At 50.3% G+C, this 20,086-nt stretch carries 18 protein-coding genes; 17 read left to right on the plus strand and 1 reads right to left on the minus strand.

All coding sequences use genetic code 11. The annotated features are described in order from the left end of the window. Window positions 1–3 precede the first annotated feature (3 nt). The 17 genes from NG665_RS03075 to NG665_RS03155 all read left to right on the plus strand — a co-directional run bounded on the left by NG665_RS03075 (window position 4) and on the right by NG665_RS03155 (window position 19,378). Window positions 4–951, plus strand: a complete 948-nt coding sequence (locus tag NG665_RS03075; RefSeq protein ID WP_252673828.1) for a hypothetical protein — start codon at window positions 4–6, stop codon at window positions 949–951. Between the two features lie 166 nt (window positions 952–1,117). Then, window positions 1,118–1,957: a hypothetical protein gene (locus tag NG665_RS03080; RefSeq protein WP_252673829.1), complete on the plus strand. Its 840-nt coding sequence runs from the start codon at window positions 1,118–1,120 to the stop codon at window positions 1,955–1,957. A 58-nt stretch (window positions 1,958–2,015) separates the two neighbouring features. After that, a complete protein-coding gene (locus tag NG665_RS03085) occupies window positions 2,016–2,990 on the plus strand; it encodes a hypothetical protein (protein ID WP_252673830.1) in 975 nt (324 codons plus the stop codon). A 95-nt stretch (window positions 2,991–3,085) separates the two neighbouring features. Further along, entirely contained in the window at window positions 3,086–3,514 is a 429-nt protein-coding gene (locus NG665_RS03090; RefSeq protein WP_252673831.1) for a hypothetical protein, read from the plus strand. 28 nt (window positions 3,515–3,542) lie between these two features. Further along, a complete protein-coding gene (locus tag NG665_RS03095; RefSeq protein ID WP_252673832.1) occupies window positions 3,543–4,520 on the plus strand; it encodes a hypothetical protein in 978 nt (325 codons plus the stop codon). A gap of 33 nt (window positions 4,521–4,553) precedes the next feature. Beyond that, window positions 4,554–5,528 (plus strand): hypothetical protein, encoded by a 975-nt coding sequence (locus NG665_RS03100; RefSeq protein WP_252673833.1) that lies wholly within the window; start codon window positions 4,554–4,556, stop codon window positions 5,526–5,528. Window positions 5,529–5,581: 53 nt separating this feature from the next. Continuing rightward, window positions 5,582–6,853 (plus strand): peptidoglycan-binding protein, encoded by a 1,272-nt coding sequence (locus NG665_RS03105; RefSeq protein ID WP_252673834.1) that lies wholly within the window; start codon window positions 5,582–5,584, stop codon window positions 6,851–6,853. Further along, a complete protein-coding gene (locus NG665_RS03110; RefSeq protein ID WP_204425295.1) occupies window positions 6,850–7,515 on the plus strand; it encodes an ABC transporter ATP-binding protein in 666 nt (221 codons plus the stop codon). The genes NG665_RS03105 and NG665_RS03110 overlap by 4 nt, the downstream gene beginning before the upstream one ends. Continuing rightward, window positions 7,508–8,767: an ABC transporter permease gene (locus NG665_RS03115; RefSeq protein ID WP_252673835.1), complete on the plus strand. Its 1,260-nt coding sequence runs from the start codon at window positions 7,508–7,510 to the stop codon at window positions 8,765–8,767. The genes NG665_RS03110 and NG665_RS03115 overlap by 8 nt, the downstream gene beginning before the upstream one ends. A gap of 183 nt (window positions 8,768–8,950) precedes the next feature. Then, window positions 8,951–9,259, plus strand: a complete 309-nt coding sequence (locus NG665_RS03120; protein WP_211080705.1) for a hypothetical protein — start codon at window positions 8,951–8,953, stop codon at window positions 9,257–9,259. Between the two features lie 3 nt (window positions 9,260–9,262). After that, on the plus strand, window positions 9,263–10,258 hold the full coding sequence (locus NG665_RS03125; RefSeq protein ID WP_252673836.1) for a bifunctional riboflavin kinase/FAD synthetase: 996 nt from the start codon (window positions 9,263–9,265) through the stop codon (window positions 10,256–10,258). Between the two features lie 614 nt (window positions 10,259–10,872). Continuing rightward, window positions 10,873–11,577 (plus strand): ATP-binding cassette domain-containing protein, encoded by a 705-nt coding sequence (locus tag NG665_RS03130; protein WP_252673837.1) that lies wholly within the window; start codon window positions 10,873–10,875, stop codon window positions 11,575–11,577. Beyond that, on the plus strand, window positions 11,574–12,746 hold the full coding sequence (locus NG665_RS03135) for a DUF7224 domain-containing protein (RefSeq protein ID WP_252673838.1): 1,173 nt from the start codon (window positions 11,574–11,576) through the stop codon (window positions 12,744–12,746). Before NG665_RS03130 ends, NG665_RS03135 begins: the two co-directional genes overlap by 4 nt. Before the next feature lie 881 nt (window positions 12,747–13,627). After that, on the plus strand, window positions 13,628–13,897 hold the full coding sequence (gene rpsO / locus NG665_RS03140) for a 30S ribosomal protein S15 (protein WP_168917522.1): 270 nt from the start codon (window positions 13,628–13,630) through the stop codon (window positions 13,895–13,897). Between the two features lie 322 nt (window positions 13,898–14,219). Continuing rightward, window positions 14,220–16,592: a polyribonucleotide nucleotidyltransferase gene (locus tag NG665_RS03145; protein WP_252673839.1), complete on the plus strand. Its 2,373-nt coding sequence runs from the start codon at window positions 14,220–14,222 to the stop codon at window positions 16,590–16,592. 171 nt (window positions 16,593–16,763) lie between these two features. Next, complete coding sequence (locus tag NG665_RS03150; RefSeq protein WP_289812934.1) at window positions 16,764–17,939, plus strand: MFS transporter; 1,176 nt, start codon at window positions 16,764–16,766, stop codon at window positions 17,937–17,939. Between the two features lie 119 nt (window positions 17,940–18,058). After that, window positions 18,059–19,378: a M16 family metallopeptidase gene (locus NG665_RS03155; protein WP_252673841.1), complete on the plus strand. Its 1,320-nt coding sequence runs from the start codon at window positions 18,059–18,061 to the stop codon at window positions 19,376–19,378. Window positions 19,379–19,439: 61 nt separating this feature from the next. Here NG665_RS03155 and NG665_RS03160 read toward each other — a convergent pair whose 3' ends face one another. Continuing rightward, on the minus strand, window positions 19,440–20,021 hold the full coding sequence (locus NG665_RS03160) for a hypothetical protein (RefSeq protein WP_252673842.1): 582 nt from the start codon (window positions 20,019–20,021) through the stop codon (window positions 19,440–19,442). Window positions 20,022–20,086 lie beyond the last annotated feature (65 nt).

Genomic DNA, 20,086 nt, shown 5'->3' on the forward strand with positions numbered 1-20,086 from the left:
AGTATGTTCGTTAAGAAATATGGAGTGTTCCTTGTTTCTCTCATGATGGTTGTGAGCGCCTGTTCTTCTGTTGATTCTGGGGTAGACGTAGACTCGTCTGAATCTTCTAGCATGGGTCTGAATCTTAGTGCGGAAGTTGATAAAGAGTCATGGACAGTGACGTTGCCTTGGAATCGTTACCTTATTTCGGACGAAGAGAAAAATATTTTACTCTCTGCCAGTTCAATGGCACTAGCACAATGCACCCGAGAGAAGAATATGGCAAAGCAATGGACCGGTACTAATGCGGCTTTCATTAGCCAAGTAAATCCACATGTCTTTTCAGAATTTGGTCCGTGGCGAAAAGCGATGGCTCAACAATATGGGTTTTCATCACCTTATCTATCTAATGATCCAATCGTCGGCCGAGATATTAAGCCACCAACAGAAACAGAAATTCTAAAACTTCGCCGTGGGTTTGATGCGAATAGCTTGTTTTCTGAAGCAGATATGGAATTGATGCGTAAGGAATGTGACGAGTATCCCGCGGTCGAAAAATTCAACCGGGAAAAGATAGCTCCATCAGCTCCGTGGGTTGATGAGCTTGGCGAGATGCGTATGCTGTTGTTTGATGATCCGCGGGCGCAGGAGATTGTGGGTGAGTTGGAGGCGTGTTTTGATAAGCAGGGGTTGCAGATGAGCTCTGAAGTTCCTGGGTTTGTGGAAGATGTTAATGGTTTTATTGATCCGACTGAGGAGAGTATTGCTCTTGCGTTGAAGGCTGTGGAGTGTCAAGAAGAAACTAATGCGACGCCGCGGTTGGCGCAGGTGTGGGCTGATTCGCAGGCTCCGATTGTGAAGAAGTATGCCAAGGAGCTGATAGCTCAGCGCCAGTTGATCGATGAACGAGTAGCAGAAGCAAAACAATATATACAAGAACACCCTGAGCTATTGGAACCTCCGGGGAAGTGATAGTTCATGACGATGAAGTTAGTGGCGGTTTATGGTGATGAAGAAAGTGAATAGGTCGATGAGGAAGCGTGTTATTCAGATGACCGTGGTATCGAGTGTGGCGCTTTTATTTGGAGCATGCTCGTTTGGTTCGCAGGTTGATACAGACTCATCTGAATCTTCTAGCATGGGTCTGAATCTTAGCGCGGAAGTTGATAAAGAGTTATGGACGGTAACGTTGCCATGGGATCGTTACACGATGACGGATGAACAGCGCATTATCCTTGTTTCTGCAGAATCTTTTGGACTTGCCGAGTGTACACGTGAGAATATGCAAGATGTTGCATGGACTGCAACATTGCCGGAAGCCCTTAAGGGTGTTAACCCGCATGTTTTTATGGAATTTGGGCCGTGGGTTAAAGAAATGGCACAGCAATATGGTTTTTCGTCAGCCGAATTCTCAGATGTACCGATCAATGGTCGCGATCTTGTGGCTAAGAGCAAAGAACAACGTGATCGAGAAAGAAAAGGGATGCAGAGCAATGCTACGTTTTCAGAGCGAGACATAGAGCTTATGCATGAAACGTGTGATTCGTATCCCCAAGTTAAGAGATTTCAGTTAAAAGAACTCGATGTGCAGGGTCCATGGACAAAATTACTGGCTGATACTCGCGATCAAATTTTCGAGGATAGTCGCGGTAAAGCAGTTGTGGAAGAATTGGCTCAATGTTTCATAAGTAAGGGGCTTAAACCAATTGAGGGCGTTCCCGGATATGTAGAAGGAGTTAGCCCACAACGTAACCCGAGTTCAGAGAGTATTGCTCTTGCTTTGAAGGCTGTGGAGTGTCAAGAAGAAACTGATGCGACGCCGCGGTTGGCGCAGGTGTGGGCTGATTTGCAGGCTCCGATTGTGAAGAAGTATGCCAAAGAGTTGATAGCCCAGCGTGAGTTGATTGACGAGCGAGTAGCAGAAGCTAAACAATATATTCAAGAACACCCTGAGTTCTTGGAACCTCCGGGGAAGTGATAGTTCATGACGGTGAAGTTAGTGGCGGTTTATGGCGATGAAGAAAGTGAATAGTTCTATGAAAAAGCATGTAATGTCGATGATTGTACTGTCAAGTGCGTTGTTTTTGAGTGGAGCGTGTTCTCCTGATACTTCAGCTGGCGAGGCAGAATCTTCTGCCTCATTAGTGGCGGCGGATGATTCTGCCTCGCCAGTTGGGGTGGATGTTTCGGCGAAGGTTGATCGTGATTCGTGGCTTATTGAGTTGCCGTGGGATAGGTACCAACTAAGTAGTGAAGATGAAGCGTATTTGCTTTCTGCGGGTTCGGCGGCGATGGCGGAGTGTACTCGGGCTAAGCTGGATGGGGTGGCGTGGACTGGTTTCCCGCCATCAGTGCTACTGCCGATTAATCCGCCGGTGTTTAGCGAGTTTGGTCCGTGGAATAAAGATATGGCTGCGCAGTTCGGGTTCACCCGGGTTGCCGATTCGGGTACACCGATTGCGAATCGTGGATTGAGTGCGCGAAGCGCAGAGGATAAGGCTGGTTGGACGAGCCGGGCAGAGTCAAACGCTAGAGTGTTTGAAAAGGCCGAGCAAAAGTTTCATGAGGCATGTGATTCGTATCCTATAGCTAAGAAGTTTGACGTGAGAGAGGTGAGTGGTTCGGGTCCGTGGAAGAATGAGCTTTCCGAGACGCGTATGAGGTTGTTTGATGATCCGCGGGCGCAGGAGATCGCGGGTGAGTTGGAGGCGTGTTTTGATAAGCAGGGGTTGCAGATAAGTTCTGAAGTTCCTGGGTTTGTGGAAGGTGTTGATAGTTTTATTGATCCGACTGAGGAGAGTATCGCGATTGCGTTGAAGGCGGCGCAGTGTCAGGAGGAGACTGATGCGACTGTGCGGTTGGCGCAGGTGTGGGCTGATTTGCAGGCTCCGATTGTGAAGAAGTATGCCAAGGAGCTGATAGCCCAGCGCCAGTTGATCGATGAACGAGTAGCAGAAGCTAAGCAATATATCCAAGAACACCCTGAGTTATTCGAACTACCTTCTCAGTGATTAGGCGTGAGTGGTTGATTTGTTTGGGGGGTGTTTTATCCTGTAAACGGTAAGTGATGATGCTTACTATCGAACCGTGTTCAAAGGAGAACATCATGAAAATTAGGAAAGTTTTGAGTTCCATGGTGGCTGTTTTGGCTCTTGGCGCTACCAGTTTTGTTACTACGATTCCAGTAGCTGAAGCAGCGGGAAATCCGTATTGCCCACTTGGTGCATCGTGTGTATGGACTGGCAATGATTATTATGGTGTTCGGGGAGAGAACTATGATAATTCTTCTCCGGTGCATTCAAGTATTCATAATCGAGGGAATTCTGCAGCGGCTAATGGTGCATCATGTTGGGCTACGCAGTTTTATGATTTTAGAGGTGGAAATTCGGGAAGTTATTTCATCTTGTACAGCAAGTCGATGAGGGGCGAAAATTATCAAGATCCTTATTTGGCTAATGGGGCAGGTGTTGGTCCGTACGCAAATCAAGATTGGGCTAATCGTATAAGCCGGATTACCTATATTTGTGGCAATTGATCGAGAGTAGTAACAGGAGAATAGTTCTATGAAAAAGCATGTAATGTCGACGATTGTGCTGTCAAGTGCGTTGTTTTTGTGTGGAGCGTGTTCTCCTGATACTTCAGCTGGCGAAGCAGAGTCTTCTGCCGCATCAGTGGCGGCGGATGATTCTGCTTCGCCAGTTGGGGTGGATGTTTCGGCGAAGGTTGATCGTGATTCGTGGCTTATTGAGTTGCCGTGGGATAGGTATCGGCTTAGCCGTGAGGAAGAAGCGTATTTACTTTCAGCGTGGTCGGCAACGGGGGCGGAGTGTACTCGGGCCAAGCTGGATGATGGTTTGGCGTGGACCGGCTTCCCGCCAGAGATATTTATGCCGGTTAATCCGCCGGTGTTTAGCGAGTTTGGTCCGTGGAATAAAGATATGGCTGCGCAGTTCGGGTTTACCCGGGTTGAGACTTCGGGTACGCCGATTGCGAATCGTGGATTGAGTGCGCGAAGCGCGGAGGATAAGGCTGGTTGGACGAGCCGGGCAGAGTCTAATGACAAGGTGTTAGAAGCAGCTGAGGATAAGTTTCATGAGGCGTGTGATTCAGATCCGCTCGCTAAGAAGTTTGATGTGAGAGAGGTTAGTGGTTCGGGTCCGTGGGTGAATGAGCTTGTTGAGACGCGTATGAGGTTGTTTGATGATCCGCGGGCGCAGGAGATTGTGGGTGAGTTGGAGGCGTGTTTTGATAAGCAGGGATTGCAGATTAGTTCTGAAGCGCCTGGGTTTGTGGAAGGTGTTGATAGTTTTATTGATCCGACTGAGGAGAGTATTGCTCTTGCGTTGAAGGCGGCGCAGTGTCAAGAAGAAACTGATGCGACGCCGCGGTTGGCGCAGGTGTGGGCTGATTTGCAGGCTCCTATTGTGCAGAAGTATGCCAAGGAGCTGATAGCCCAGCGTAAGTTGATCGATGAACGAGTAGCAGAAGCTAAACAGTATATTCAAGAACACCCCGAACTATTCGAACTACCGTCTCAGTGATTGATGATAGCGACAATGGAGGGGAATGGTCCTATGAAAAAGCATGTAATGTCAATGATTGTGCTATCAAGTGTGTTGTTTTTGAGTGGAGCGTGTTCTCCTGATACTTCAGCTGGCGAGGTGGATGATTCTGCCTCTTCGGTTGCGGTGGATGATTCTGCCTCGCCGGCTGGTGTGGATGTTTCGGCAAAGATTGATCGTGATTCGTGGGTTATTGAGTTGCCGTGGGATAGGTATCGACTTACCCGTGAGGAGGAGGCGTATTTACTTTCCGCATGGTCGGCAGCAAAGGCGGAGTGTACTCGGGCTAAACTGGACGGGTTGGCATGGACTGGAATTCCACCAGAGGTGATGCTACAGGTTAATCCGCCGGTGTTTAGTGAGTTTGGTCCGTGGAATAAGGATATGGCTGCGCAGTTCGGGTTTACCCGGGTTGAGACTTCGAAAACACCGATCGCGAATCGTGGATTGAGTGCGCGAAGCGCGGAAACTAAAACTGCTTGGGCGCTTCGAGAAGAGGCTAATGGCAAGGTGCTAGAAGTAGCTGAGGAAAAATTTCATGAGGCATGTGATTCATATCCACTATCTAAGAAGTTCGATGTGAGAGAAGTTAGTGGTTCGGGTCCATGGTTTAATGAGTTTGGCGAGATTGAGATCAAATTGTTTGATGATCCGCGGGCGCAGGAGATTGTGGGTGAGTTGGAGGCGTGTTTTGATAAGCAGGGGTTGCAGATGAGTTCTGCATCACCCGGCTTTGTGGAAGGTGTTGATAGTTTTATTGATCCGACTGAGGAGAGTATTGCGATTGCGTTGAAGGCAGCGCAATGTCAAGAAGAAACTGATGCGACGCCGCGGTTGGCGCAGGTGTGGGCTGATTTGCAGGCTCCGATTGTGCAGAAGTATTACAAGGAGCTGATAGCCCAGCGCCAGTTGATCGATGAACGAGTAGCAGAAGCAAAACAATATATACAAGAACACCCCGAACTATTTGAACTACCAACTAAATAAAACCACTTAGAATAACCCGTGTAATTTCGCGTATCAAAAGGAAAAGCATACTGATGCACAGTGAAGAACCGCAGCAAACGAATAAAAAACGCTACGCATGGATCATCGTCACCATCATCATAGCCATAGCGGTACTTATTGGTGCATTCTTGCTGGGACGATTTGTGCGCTCAGGAAATGACGAAGCAATCGCCAACGCACAACATAAACCAGAAATAACCGCCCAAGTCGAAGAACGGGAATTCCCCGCTGAGCCGATAGAAATTCAGGGAAGCGTACAACTAGGCTCAACCTTCCCGGTCACAGTTGCAGCCGGTGAAGGTGGACAAGCAATCGTCACTGCCACACCACGCTCGCCAGGCGAAACAATCTCCTCCGGGCAACTTCTCGCCCAAGTATCTGGCAGACCAGTTATTGCACTCGATCTTCCCTTTGATATGTATCGCGATATTAAAACCGGAGATACTGGCGCCGATGTTCGCGAACTACAACGTGCTCTGGTACGACTCGGGCTATACCGTGGCGTTGTCGATGGTGAATATGGACCGCTCACCGCAAACGCTATGAAGGAATTATATAAGCGCGTTGGAGCAGTGTTGCCCGAACCACCCAAAGAACCAGAGGCACAACCAGCCGCAGTGCAAAGCCAAGCACAAGAACCGCAGAGCAATCCGGCAGATCAAGGCGCAACTTCCACACCGTCTAACTCCCCAACACAACCAGCTACCCAAACACCGAAAAAACTCAACCTCCCAACAATAAAAGCAAACGAAATATTCTCCCTCACCCAAGGCTCTGCAACCATTATCGAGATAGCGCCACTGAACACCAAAATCAGTGCAGAAACACCACTTGCGAAACTCCGAAGTGGAAAAGCGATCGCAGTCGCCCGCGTCGGCGTCGGAGACAAAAACCTCTTCAGCGTCGGAGCAAACGTTGAACTGAGCGCCGTCGGCTCAACCGAAAAGCAACAAGCCACCGTCAACGCAATCAGTGAGTTCAAAGACGCCGATGTGAACAACCCCGCCGCACAACTGCCCGGGCACGATGTTAGCGTGGACCTACCCGGCGAAGGATACACCGACGGGCAAGAAATCATCCTCTCCATCGCAAACACCGAACGGCAAGCCGTCTCCGGACTCACTGTTCCGCTCAGCGCACTACGCGAAGATACCGGCACAACCTACGTGTTAAAGAAAGACCCAGCAATCAAACCAGAAGGAACAGCGAAAATAGAAGTCAGTGTAGGACGAACCTTCGACGGATTCGCCCTCATCACCAGCGACAACATCCAAGCCGGCGACACCGTGGTCATAGGCCAATGAGCGTACTCAAACTGCGCAACATCCGCAAAACCTATGATGTACAACCACCGGTGCCCGTACTACACGGCGTTGACCTCGACGTCGAAGCAGGAGAACGCGTAGCCATCGTCGGATACTCAGGAGCAGGAAAATCCACACTGCTCAACATTATGGGACTACTCGACGAAGCAACCTCCGGCGAATACGAGCTCGACGGGCACCTGACAACAAAACTCAGCGCCCGAAAACGCGATCGGCTCCGAGCCGAAGTACTGGGATTCGTATTTCAGGACTATCACGTACTAGGGCATCGAACCGTACGCGAAAATCTCGATATCAAACTCGCGATCTCCGGGATTGATCCGGCACAGCGCGAAACCGTCGTCGACGAAGCATTAGCAAATGTTGGACTAACAGAGCGGAAAAATTCCCTCTCTAGGCTACTTTCCGGCGGAGAAAAGCAACGCCTCGCAATCGCGCGCGCCATCATCACCCACCCCAGAGTCCTCCTCGCCGACGAGCCAACCGGAAACCTCGACTCCGTCAACGCCAAAACCGTACTCGACCTCTTCGACCAGCAAGCAGCCAACGGAGTCGCCGTCGTCGTCATCACCCACGATGATCGCCTCGCATCGTGGGCACAACGCGTCCTGCACTTAAAGGACGGCAAAATCTATGAGTAAATACAACATCGGTCACAAAATACGACAACGACGCGCCGCTATCGCCGACCTCCTCGCCGACGTAGCGATCGAACTGCGCGCCCGGATGGCGCGAACCATCCTCATGATGGCGGCCGTAGCATTAAGCACCGGAGCTCTACTAGCGTCGGTAGGTATTTCGCAAAATGCTGCCCACCAAGTAGACGCAGACATCGCCGCCTCAACCATTGACCAAATCCTACTGACGAAAGCCGATGGGACTGGTGACGGGCCAGGAGGCGATGCAGATAGAGCGTCGCGCGGCCCTGACGGGCAAAAAGTCGAAACATATTTCTACCCCGCCGATGCAAAAGAACGACTCCTCAAAATTGATACGGTAGCAGCCGTTGGGCGACGGTCAAACCTCCTAGACGCCATCCATCCGACCATTACCCGTCCGATAACCCACGATGAGATCAATACCATCAGCATTATCGGTGCCGAAGCGTCATATCTCGATGCGGCCAACGTAGACAAGCCCACACAAGCCTGGATGCTTGACCAAGCATACGATGTCGTTTTCCTTGGCGAAAGCGCGGCAGAAAAACTTGATATACCAGTAACTTCCGATACCCGAGGGCTCAAAGTATTAGTTGACGGACTAGCCTATTCCGTAGCCGGATTCCTTCCCGGTGAAACACTGGAAAACCACATCGTCCTCCCGTTGAAAACAGCCTTTCACCTCGCCGGTGGAGACAAACAAACCGATATTCTTATCCGCACCAAAATTGGTGCCGGCTCCCAAGTATCAAACGTTGCACGGCTAGCGCTTATGCCAAACCAGCCCGAAAAACTCTCAGTCTCGCAAGTCGTTTCAGTTGAGAGCATTCGAGAAAACGTTTCCGGGCAATTAGCTCAACAAGCGGCATGGGTAGGGGCGTTCCTGATTGTGCTGACCGTCTTGCTCATTGCTAACTCTATGATTGTTTCAGTCACCGCTCGCACAACTGAGATCGGAGTCCGGCGAGCATTGGGGAGTTCGCGCGGGCGAGTTGCGGCAGTGTTTTGGGTTGAAGGTGCCGTGACCGGAGCACTCGGCGGACTCGTTGGAAGTGCAGTGGCGTCGGTTATTATCGTTGGCGTTTCAGCAGTTAGCGGATGGACTGCGTTACTAAATATTGGATGGATCATGCTCGGACCGGTGCTGGGTGCTGCGGTAGGCGTTGTTGCTTCGGCATACCCGGCGGCACGAGCGTCGATGATTCATCCGGCGATTGCGGTGCGCTCGAACTAGGTTGAAGCTACATGCTTAGAGCTTGGGTGCTTAGCTGATGTGGCAGATGTGCACGAAACCGGGGAATACGGGGCGATAGGGTGCTATAGCGCATGATCTCCCCGTATTCCCCGGTTTTGATACGGCATATCGCCGTAGGAGAACATCAACCGATTGAGAGCTGGGCGTATTATGATGGTGCCTATGACTGAAGAGAAAAAGGGCTGCGGTTGCGGCGGCAAAAAGGCAGAAGCTACAGAAACCCAAACGGTTGAGGTAGCAACAGAAGAAAAGCGCGGTTGCGGTTGTGGCGGGCATGGCCACGGAGCAAACGGTCATGGCAAGCAGAGTCACAGCCACGGTGAGGGTCAAGGCCACGGCGGGCATGGTCACGGTGGTTGTGGCTGCGGTGGAAAAGGACGCCACCACGGTGTGCGTACCGAAAATACTCCAGCCGGCGCACCTGACGACGTATCGCAAGGGCGCACCCAACTAGGATTGCGTGGAATCTAACGAATGCAGATATGGCATAAAAGTTCCGATATCCCGGCCGATATCGGCTCTACCGTTGTTACTATTGGAATTTTTGATGGCGTACACAAAGGCCATCAAGTCGTGGTTCAAGAAACGGTGAAGCAAGCGCGTGAACGAGGCTTGAAAGCGGTGGCGTTGACGTTTGATCCCCACCCGCGTATCGTGCATAACCCTGACGCCCCGATGCCGCTGATTACCTCACTTGCTGACCGGTTAGAACGCCTAGAGGCTGCAGGTATCGATGCGGTTTTTGTCCAGCACTACACATTGGATTATGCAAACCAGGCTCCGGAAGAATTTATCGAGTCCCAGCTTGTAGGCATGCTTCACGCGTCGGTTATTGTGGCGGGTGAAGATATTCATTTTGGCCGGCAAAACACCGGCGATGGTCAATTGTTGCGCACCTTCGGAACGGCTATTGGATTAGAAACTGTCATTGTTGATGACGTATGCAATTTAGATGATGGCCGCCGATGGTCGTCGACGTGGGTGCGAGATTTGTTGCGTGCTGGCGATGTACGCCAAGCTGCGGAAGTGTTGGGCCGTCCGCATCGGATCCGTGGAATAGTCCAGCATGGGTTTAAGCGTGGCCGGCAGTTAGGATTCCCGACGGCGAACCTGCCAGGCGTAGGTGTTGGCGAAATTCCGGCCGACGGCGTGTATGCCGGTTGGCTGGTGCGTACTGTTCCAGAAACGAAAGCTACCGAGCATTTGCCGGCTGCTATTTCGATTGGCACTAATCCGCATTTTGATGGGGTAGAGCGCACGGTGGAAGCTCATGTGCTTGGGCGTAGTGACCTGAACCTGTATGGGGAAGAGGTTGCGATAGACTTTATTGATTATGTACGGCCGATGATGAGCTTTGATGAGCTTGATGGATTACTCTGCCAAATGGATGACGATCTGCGAACTGCTGCCGATGTGCTGTCTGTACCGGTAGCTGGGCGGGTCGATCCGGAATCAGTGACCGCGAGTTGAACTGTCTAAGATGATCTAACGATGATTTTCAGTGAAGTTATTTACCGGTGGTGATCTATATCACTCTCATCTAATAATTTATGTTGCGATTTACTTAATTGTGTTGTGCGCAACATATTTTCTTCTTATAATGAGAGAACGATGAGTTATACATACGAGAGGATGTGAGCGTTTTGCGTCGTTTAACTAAAACAGTAATTACAGTTTTTCATTAGCTGTCGTTGGTATGCCAGTAGCATATGCTGAAGGAGGCTGGAGCTCCTATATGACAGGTGTTCTTACGGGTTTTAATTCGAGAACATGGCAGGATCAGAATATTGATTCAACTAGCACAAGCATTACATTTTCCGGATGTACCAACAATATTAATCCATACCATGGTGTCAGCGCAGAAGTACAGCTAACTCGAGAAACGCCTTTTTATCAACCAGATGAGTCGCAAGGCAGGCGTTCTCTTAACTGCGGTGGATCGGATACTAAATACTGGGGACGTTCTCCTGCTGGAAGCTATCACTTTACACTTACTGGAGTTAACGGAAGTGAATACGGTGCGATTTCAGTTCGTAATGTAAGCGTAAATTACTGATCCGCTAAAGCGAGAGATAGATTAGGTAATGATTTCTATCGACAATCTAGTTTTTTCGTACCGCAATAAATCTTTGTTTTCCAAGTTGTCGATTGAGATTCATCCTGGGCGAACAATGTTAGTTGGTCCTAATGGTGCTGGAAAAACAACATTGATGGCGCTTCTTTCTGGGAAGTTGCGGATGGCACACGGGAATATCTACTGGCCAAAGGATCCGTTTTTCACCAGTTGGATGCCACAACGAATCAAAGCAATTCGTAGTTTTACAGTTCGTGAGCAACTCTCATATATAGGGTGGTTAGAGAAGGTCGCATCTGATCAACTTTCTCAGCGAGTTCAGGAAGTACTTACAAGTGTCAATCTTTTTCACCAGGCTGATACTTATTCAACCAGTTTATCTGGAGGGCAATTACGTAGACTCGGATTAGCACAAGCCTTGATTGGTGATCCTGATTTATTGATTTTAGACGAGCCAACTGCAGGTTTGGATGTAACAGAATATGAGCGGCTGCGGGATTTGCTTTTTTCGGATAGCAAACTCGCTGAATATATGCTTGTTTCCACGCATGATATTCGTGAATTGGCAGCATCCTTTGACTGGGTAGTCCTTCTTCAATCTGGAGAAGTGAAATTTAGCGGGAGTGTTCCAGAGTTTTTAGGACTGACCCCACACTTAGATCCAGTTGAATCCTATTATGTTGCAACGGGAACTGACTGGAGACAAACGCAATGATTAGCGCCTTGTGGCGTCAGCGACGACGAGAGCCAATTTTATTCCTTAGCCCACTGCTCATTGTGTTGGCAACGATCCATTTTTCTGCTGTTCCACACGGTGAAAGCGCATTGCCACTGCAAGGATGGTCGCTTGGCTTGTCGATTGTCTTTATCGTTGGGCCGGTGGTGGCAAGCTGTGTTGCGTATTCGGTTGGACGACTCAAAGATGCGGATATTCTCGCCGCACATTGGCCTAGGCATCTCGCCTCAATTATTTCCCAATCTATTGTTATTCCAGCTACCGTTGGGTGGTTGGTCATCATGGGATGCGGATTGGTGATGTCTGGCTTTTCGATACCTGATATGAGGCTTGTCCTGGTTGTCACAGCTGCATTGGGCCAGATGCTTGCTTTGGGAGTTATTGCGGCAGTTTTGTTGCCTTCTATTGTCGCTACACCTACAGTTTTGGTTATCGGTTACCTGTGGATGGTGTTACCAATGGCGTTTGAACCATTGTGGTTGCGGCATCTCAATGGCTATTGGTCAACGTGCTGTATGGCGGATCAAGTCCCGGCTTGGCAGGGTGTTATCGGAGTTTTATTAGTTGCTTGCAGTTTGTGGGCAGTAGTTGTGGCAGCTTTTTTGACTAAAGTGGTTAAAAAAGCTGTATTCGTAATGGTAGGAATCATTATTTTTTTTGGTGGATTATTCTCGGTGAGTACTCTAGGAGCTTTTCCAGTGGTCTTTCGCGGGGCAGAAACAGTGTGCAAACCAGTGGGTGAAGGCGGTGAACTGTGTTTGTTCCCAGAACACGAGCCTCAGCGTGAACAAGTGATGCAAGTTATTGAATCAGTAATGCCTGCATGGAGTGATCTAGTACCAATCGGGCAGGTACGTTACTCGGAGGCGCATTCCCAAGTCTCCATAAGCAGTTACTTTCCCGAAGGTATTTCGCGCGAAAATATAGTATCTACATTAGCTGTGGCACATTTGCCTGAAGTTCCTGATTGTGGTAATCGTCCTTATGAGAATGGGATATTCTATGAAGAAGCTTGGCAGATATTAATGGCTAAGGGTGGGATTCTTGTTAACAATGAATCTGTAACTGAGCGTGTAGCTACGACGAGTGACCAAGAATTACGTGAGTGGTTTGCCCAGACAGTCGCTCAGATTGAGCAGTGTTCTTAGTGGGCGTTAGTAACAGGGCGCGATATGAAACTTTATATAAAATCTCGGTTTAGTGTACCGGCAGTGTGGGTATTCGCTGTTCTATTAATGTCTATAATTGTGTTAGGGAAAAACCATGTTTTTTACCAAGTTTTCTTGGGGTGTTAACACGCTCTACACCGGTTGCTGTAATTATCGCATGTGCATTAGCAACTTTGTTTCTTGTTGTTTTGGGTCAAAGTGACCCGTTTATAGAATATCGTTCGGCGCGGAAAATTCCTTCGATCGATAGTGTTTTCATCAGCACGCTCACGCTAATATGCTTTGCTTTGGCAGGAGGTGTACATGGGGTATCGCTGGCATTACCGGTTCTACGATCACTTTGTGGTTTTATCGGGGCCGGTCTGCTGGCGGGGGCGCTGATATATTATCGACTAGGCGTTTTCTTACCGAGTATTTTGTTCGTCATCTTCACACTTGTTGGTTCTCACCCAGGCGGTAGTGGATATGTGTGGGCATTTGCTATAGCGCCAGCGTCTTCGATTATTTCTTATGCAATTGCCGCTATTGTGTATATTACTGGTGTGTGGGCGTGGATATATCACTATCCGGTAGCGTCTATACCGAGATAAAGGTCTGGACTAGCGAACTAGATAAGTTTTGGAACTATATCGTTCGTGTACTTGAATTATGGGTTTTTCTCGGCAAAGATTTTATAGTCCTCATATTTTGGAAATAACGTTGTTGCCTGAATCTTGAGGTACTCAATCTCACAGTGTTCAATTCGGGCAGAATTTCAAGCCGTGGTAGAATCGAACAGCCGTTGGATCGGCCACGGAGTGTCATCGCTCGAGAGAACAAGCCTCGGGCTCCGTGCAACAAGGATGAAAAGGAGTGATCGTATGGCTCTATCTGCAGAGCGTAAGAACGAAATCATTAAGGAATACGCAACTCACGAGGGCGATACTGGTTCTCCAGAAGTCCAGGTTGCAATTCTGTCTGCCCGTATCAAGGAATTGACAGAGCACTTCCGTACTCACAAGCATGATCACCACTCACGTCGTGGTCTGATGCTTCTCATCGGTAAGCGCAAGCGCCTCCTCGGCTACCTCGCCGCAGAAGACATCGAGCGTTACCGTTCATTAATCTCCCGTCTCGGCCTGCGCCGCTGACGTCAAACTTATCGGCCCGGCCGCCACGGTTCGGGCCGATAAGTTTAATGTGCGCCTTTCACCCCCATAAAGGCACGTAATCGCGTAGAATAGATTACGTAACTGGCGGCCCGTCGTCGTCAATATGCATAATACGCCCAGTGTTATGCACGGCGCTTAGCGCCTACGGAAAACCGCGTACCTCGCCGGTACGCATCGAAGATAAAGAAGCTGCCCGCGAGGTTCGGTCCTCGGTTATGGTGAACGGAAACTAGTGAAAGTTAGCCTGTCCGTTCATGAGAATCGATGACCGCACCGGGGCGATAACCGTAAAGGAGATCCCATGGAGGGTCCAGACGTAAAATTTGCTGAAGCCGTTATTGATAACGGATCATTTGGCACTCGAAAGATTCGTTTCGAAACAGGCTTATTGGCTCGGCAAGCTGCCGGTTGTGCAGTGGCATACTTAGATGATGAAACCACCGTATTGTCAGCAACTGCTGTATCAAGCCAACCGCGCGAACATTTTGATTTCTTCCCGCTCACTGTAGACGTCGAAGAACGTTCATACGCTGCCGGACGAATCCCCGGATCATTCTTCCGCCGTGAAGGTCGTCCAACCACTGATGCTATTTTGGCTGCCCGCCTCATTGACCGCCCACTACGCCCAGCCTTCGTTAAGGGCTTGCGTAACGAAGTCCAAGTTGTGGCAACCATCCTCACCATTCACCCAGATGACGCATACGACGTCGTAGCCATCAACGCTGCGTCGATGTCCACTCAGCTGTCCGGTTTGCCATTCTCTGGCCCCATCGGTGGCGTTCGTATCTCCCTCATTGACGGACAATGGGTAGCCTTCCCGCGCTGGTCAGAAATTCCACGCGCAACCTTCACCATGGTTGTTGCTGGACGTATCGTGGGCGAGGACGTCGCTATTATGATGGTCGAAGCAGAAGGTGGCGAAAACGTTATCGACAACATCGCCAAGGGTGGCGTTAAGCCAACTGAAACTGTTGTTGCCGAAGGCCTCGACGCTGCTAAAACCTTTATCCGCGTATTGTGTGACGCACAGGCAGAACTTGCTGCTCAAGCAGCTAAACCAACCGAAGAATACCCACTCTTCCCATCCTACGAAGATGCCGAATACGAAGCAGTTGCTGCAAAGCTTGGCAACCGTTTCGCCGAACTATGGGGCATCGTCGATAAGCATGAGCGCGATGACGCTCTCAACGAGCTTACTGCCGAAATCGTTCAATCCCTCACCGAAGAATTCCCAGAGCGTGACCAAGCACTGGCACTAGCAGTTAATGCACACTGGAAGAAGGCAATGCGCGAACGCGTCCTGACCACCGGTGAACGTATGGACGGGCGCACCCCAGTTGAAATCCGTACCATTACTGCAGAATCTGGTATTCTGCCACGAGTTCACGGTTCGGCACTCTTCCAGCGCGGCGAAACCCAGATCATGGGTGTCACCACATTGAACATGCTCAAGATGGAACAGCAAATGGATAACCTTTCTCCGGTTACCTCCAAGCGCTATATCCACCACTACAACTTCCCACCATACTCAACCGGTGAAACCGGCCGCGTAGGCACACCAAAGCGCCGCGAAATCGGCCACGGTATGCTCGCAGAGCGCGCACTCGTGCCAGTTTTGCCATCGCGTGATGAATTCCCATACGCTATCCGTCAAGTCTCCGAAGCCCTCGGCTCAAACGGTTCGACCTCGATGGGTTCGGTCTGTGCATCAACTATTTCGTTGATGAACGCCGGTGTTCCACTGCGCGCAGCAGTTGCCGGTATCGCTATGGGTCTTGTCTCAGGCGAGATCGACGGCGAACAGCGTTACGTTGCCTTGACCGACATCCTCGGTGCCGAAGATGCTCTGGGCGATATGGACTTCAAGGTTGCTGGTACTCGTGACTTCGTCACTGCGCTTCAGCTTGATACCAAGCTCGACGGTATTCCAGCAGAAGTATTGGGGGCAGCATTAAGCCAAGCACACGATGCTCGCCAAGCAATCCTCGACCTGATCGAAGAAGCAGTTCCAGAACCAGAAGAAATGGCTCAAACTGCACCACGCATTATTTCGGTGAAGATCCCAGTTGATAAGATCGGTGAAGTTATCGGGCCAAAAGGCAAGATGATCAACCAGATCCAAGAAGATACTGGTGCAGATATTTCGATTGAAGAAGATGGAACCGTCTTTATCGGTGCAACCAATGGCGCATCGGCTGAGGCTGCTCGTCAAACCATCAACCAGATCGCCAACCCAACCATGCCTGAAGTCGGGGAACGCTTCGTAGGAACCGTTGTTAAGACAACCACCTTCGGTGCATTCATTTCCTTGGCGCCTGGCAAGGACGGCCTGCTTCACATCTCCCAGATCCGTCGCCTTGTTGGTGGTAAGCGCGTTGAGAACGTCGAAGATGTTCTTAACGTAGGAGATAAGGTAGAAGTTGAACTCGCTGAAATCGATCAGCGCGGAAAGCTTTCCTTGCACGCTGTTCTTACCGAAGAACAACTCGAAGCTGAGAAGGCCGCCGAAGAAGAATTCAAGGCCAAGCGTGCCGAGCGCGGGGAGAACTCCGACAACGGCGAACGCCGTGAACGCCGCGACCGCGGTGAACGCCGCGAGCGCCGCCCCCGCCGTCGTACCCGCAAGGGCGAAGAATCTTCAGAGAATAACGAATCAGCCGATTCCGCTGAGTGACCAGAAAACCTCTGAGTAAACGTCGATGTAGTGAGTAGAGTTATTCACTACGCATTGGACGATAGCTAGTAGCTAAAATGTTGCTAGCTATCGTCCAATTCCTATGAAAGGGCAGATGTGAACGCTCGCGCAATCAACACCGCCTACGTTGCATTTCAAGCATGTTACTGGATGGTATTTTGCGTCTGCGTAGGCTTTATATCTTTCTACTTACAAGCCATGGGACTCACCGAGGTCTACATCGGTATCGCAACCGCACTTTTTTGCGGGGCAACATTCCTCGTCCAACCACTCTTAGGCAACCTCAGCGATCGAATAGAAGCATTGACGTGGAAACGTATGGTACTCGCACTAACCGGTATATATTTCCTGGTCTGTGTTGCGATGATCGCCATCCCACACCAGCTCGCAAACATCTTTCTGCTCGGCCTGCTGTATTTCATCGCAAACCTTATTGCTCCATTCATTAACAGTGCCCACTATCATTATTCGAGCCGAGGAATATACATAAACTTCGGCGTTGCCCGCGGAGCCGGATCGGCTGCCTTTGCGCTACTGGCCGTCATTATCGGTAGCGTTTCCCATATCTATGGGGCACGAGTCATCCCAGTATTTGGTGCAGGTGCATCCACGATGCTCTTCCTGATAGCTTTGCTCATGCCCTACTGTGCCACAGATCGAGATAACGCCCACCAATCTCGGGCACGTTCGCAGGTCAATACACTGAGCTTCTTACGAAAATACCCCACATTCTCCATGATGCTCCTCGCTGTGCTTCTGATGTATTTCTCCCACAATTTATTAAGCATTTATCTGCTACAAATAGTGCAATCTCTGGGCGGAGACAGCGCAAACTTGGGGAGTGCACTGGGGTTGCAGGCAGCTGTAGAAATCCCGATTCTCTTCGCATTCGCAGTTATCATGCGTTATTTCGCCATAAAGAATCTCATGTTGTTTGCCGGCCTAGGCTACATTATCCGGGCGATCATGTATCTTGCCACGAGTTCCATTCCGATGCTCTACATGACGCAACTAACCCAAATGTGTAGTTTTGCGATTCTTGCGGCAGCCTCAGTATATTACACCGGAGTTTACGTCCAGGAAGCCGATCAAAACACTGGCCAGGCGTTTATGACCAGCATGATGCCAGCTTCGACGGTGTTGGCATCCCTTGCGGGCGGCACGATTTTGCAGTACGCGAGCATAACTAGTTTATTGGTCTTTAATGTGGTGGTGGCGTTATGTGCGCTAGCAATTGCTTTTATTTCGGTGCGTATGCCACAACCTGTTGTTTCGCTCGTAGTCAACGCTGAAGAACCCCAGCTAGCTAGTGGCGCAGTTCAATGACAACGGCAGGGATGGGTCTCATTCTCATCTCTTCGCTTTGATAGATAATGCAGTAGGATGGAACACGTGCCATTTAATGCTTTGAGCACATGGCTTATGTGTCGTACAGGGAGGAATCAATGACCTTCACAACCATCAACTTGCCGATGGATACATATCAAACGTTGACGTTCGTTGAGGATGGTATTCTTGGCCAGCGCACCATTTTGCCTGGTGGCGTGCGCGTATTGACGGAGAAAGTCCCCGGCCAACGATCAGTTTCTGCAGGTTTTTGGGTCAGTGCCGGATCACGTGATGAAGAACCCGGGCGCGAAGGCTCCACACATTTTCTTGAGCACATGTTGTTTAAGGGTACCGACACCCAAAGCGCTGCAGATATCTCGGCGCTGGGTGATTTCCTTGGTGGAACACTCAACGCGGCTACCGCTCGCCAATACACCTCGTATTACGGGCGCGTATTTGCTGCCGATCTACCACAGCTAATGGAACTTCTTATCGACATGCTCACCCGATCCGTCCTCGATGAAGGGGAGATGGAAATCGAGCGTGGTGTTATTCTCGAAGAGCTAGCTGCCGGAGAAGATGACGTCACCGAAGTTGCCGAACATGCCTTGTTGCCGCTGGTGATGGGGGATCATCCGCTAGCACGCCCCGTCGGTGGCACTGCGCAAACAGTTGCCGGGCTTAAACATTCCCACATGCTTGACCACTACAACTCTAACTATCAGCCCCACGAAATTATTTTCACTGCTGTAGGGGACGTCGATCACCAAGATTTTTGCGAACTGGTACAGGCACTTTTGTTGGGCGGCGGCTGGAAGCTTGACGACGGCGTGATGCCAGCTAAACGACGTCGAGTATCCGATATTGTTTATTCTTCTCGCGATAACCACCTTCGCGTGGAACGTCCAGGCCGTCAAACGGCGGTAGCAATGGGCTGGCCAGGACTAAAAATGGGAGATGAGCGCGAATACACTGCGATGGCGTTGGAATTGATTCTCGGTGGCGGACCGTCTTCGAGACTCTTCCAAGAAGTACGCGAGAAACGCGGTTTGGCATATTCAACGTATGCGTGGCAGATGAATTCGGCAGAAGGCGGGCTTTTCTTGCTTGAAGCGCAATGCCAGCCAGACCACGCCGAAGATGTTGCGGCGATTATGACCCAATGTTTAGCAGATATTGCCCAGGGTGGAGTGAGCCAGCAAGAGATGCTGACGGCATTTAACCAGCGCCGGGCACAACTCGTTTTCTCGGCAGAATCTAATAGTTTTAGGCGTTCGCGGTTAGGGCAATCGGAAATTTTCCGTGGCGACATCGTCTCTATTGAGAGTTCGTTGGAAAAATCGCGTCACGTCAGTGCTGCAGATGTACAACAGTTAGCTGCTGAGATTGTGCAACAACCGCACTCGCTAGTCATTGCGGGTCCGGAAACAGCGTAATTAGGCAGTGCGTTGGTTAGCACTCCATGAATGTAGAAGAATACTTGTGGTGTGAGATGAGCTAGAGCAGCGCCCACCACAAAAATTCAGCCACCTCACCGCCGTCGACGTTAGCTACTCGGCGCAGTGGGCGAGCCCTAAACCCGGTTTGGGTGAGCAGATTGGTCATCTTATCGTGGCCGGCAATAACCCAAATATGTATTTCGGTAGCGCCGGCATCCTTGGCGATATCGGTCAGTGCGGCAAGCATACGGGGTTCGTGTTGCTGGGTTGCTAAACGTGAGGGCACATCAAAGGCTTGGATTTCGAAAGCTAGGCGTTTGCGACCAGTTTCTTCATCGAAACCGTGTGGGTCATCGCCCTCAAGAATCACCGGATCTGCTGGTGCGAGCACGGCCAAACCTTCCACGGTTTCATTCGCATCCGCAACCAACACGTGATAGCCCGCAATCGCTGGCCGCGATAACGTATCGGTCCACACCGAAGCGAGCGCACCGACGTCGAGCATCATGCGGGTTGCTAAACCTGGACTCGTGCCCATTCCGGCACTAATTGCCTCCAACATAGCTTCGGATTGGATCTGCCCGATTGCTAATGCGTCCGAGACAACGGCGGGACGTACAGATAATTTATCGCTACTCACCATCCCATTGTTTCAATCCTGGCAGCTAAATGCGAATCGACACAAATACTCTCCCTATTGTGTTA

The sequence above is a fragment of the Arcanobacterium pinnipediorum genome (genome assembly GCF_023973165.1).
Taxonomy (GTDB): domain Bacteria; phylum Actinomycetota; class Actinomycetes; order Actinomycetales; family Actinomycetaceae; genus Arcanobacterium; species Arcanobacterium pinnipediorum.

Coding starts and splice junctions, on each gene's coding strand:
- NG665_RS03075 (WP_252673828.1), top strand. CDS start 4: ATGTTCGTTAAGAAATATGGAGTGTTCCTTGTTTCTCTCATGATGGTT.
- NG665_RS03125 (WP_252673836.1), top strand. CDS start 9,263: ATGCAGATATGGCATAAAAGTTCCGATATCCCGGCCGATATCGGCTCT.
- NG665_RS03145 (WP_252673839.1), top strand. CDS start 14,220: ATGGAGGGTCCAGACGTAAAATTTGCTGAAGCCGTTATTGATAACGGA.
- NG665_RS03115 (WP_252673835.1), top strand. CDS start 7,508: ATGAGTAAATACAACATCGGTCACAAAATACGACAACGACGCGCCGCT.
- NG665_RS03080 (WP_252673829.1), top strand. CDS start 1,118: ATGGGTCTGAATCTTAGCGCGGAAGTTGATAAAGAGTTATGGACGGTA.
- NG665_RS03150 (WP_289812934.1), top strand. CDS start 16,764: ATGGTATTTTGCGTCTGCGTAGGCTTTATATCTTTCTACTTACAAGCC.
- NG665_RS03085 (WP_252673830.1), top strand. CDS start 2,016: ATGAAAAAGCATGTAATGTCGATGATTGTACTGTCAAGTGCGTTGTTT.
- NG665_RS03130 (WP_252673837.1), top strand. CDS start 10,873: ATGATTTCTATCGACAATCTAGTTTTTTCGTACCGCAATAAATCTTTG.
- NG665_RS03110 (WP_204425295.1), top strand. CDS start 6,850: ATGAGCGTACTCAAACTGCGCAACATCCGCAAAACCTATGATGTACAA.
- NG665_RS03090 (WP_252673831.1), top strand. CDS start 3,086: ATGAAAATTAGGAAAGTTTTGAGTTCCATGGTGGCTGTTTTGGCTCTT.
- NG665_RS03100 (WP_252673833.1), top strand. CDS start 4,554: ATGAAAAAGCATGTAATGTCAATGATTGTGCTATCAAGTGTGTTGTTT.
- NG665_RS03095 (WP_252673832.1), top strand. CDS start 3,543: ATGAAAAAGCATGTAATGTCGACGATTGTGCTGTCAAGTGCGTTGTTT.
- NG665_RS03135 (WP_252673838.1), top strand. CDS start 11,574: ATGATTAGCGCCTTGTGGCGTCAGCGACGACGAGAGCCAATTTTATTC.
- NG665_RS03105 (WP_252673834.1), top strand. CDS start 5,582: ATGCACAGTGAAGAACCGCAGCAAACGAATAAAAAACGCTACGCATGG.
- rpsO (WP_168917522.1), top strand. CDS start 13,628: ATGGCTCTATCTGCAGAGCGTAAGAACGAAATCATTAAGGAATACGCA.
- NG665_RS03155 (WP_252673841.1), top strand. CDS start 18,059: ATGACCTTCACAACCATCAACTTGCCGATGGATACATATCAAACGTTG.
- NG665_RS03120 (WP_211080705.1), top strand. CDS start 8,951: ATGACTGAAGAGAAAAAGGGCTGCGGTTGCGGCGGCAAAAAGGCAGAA.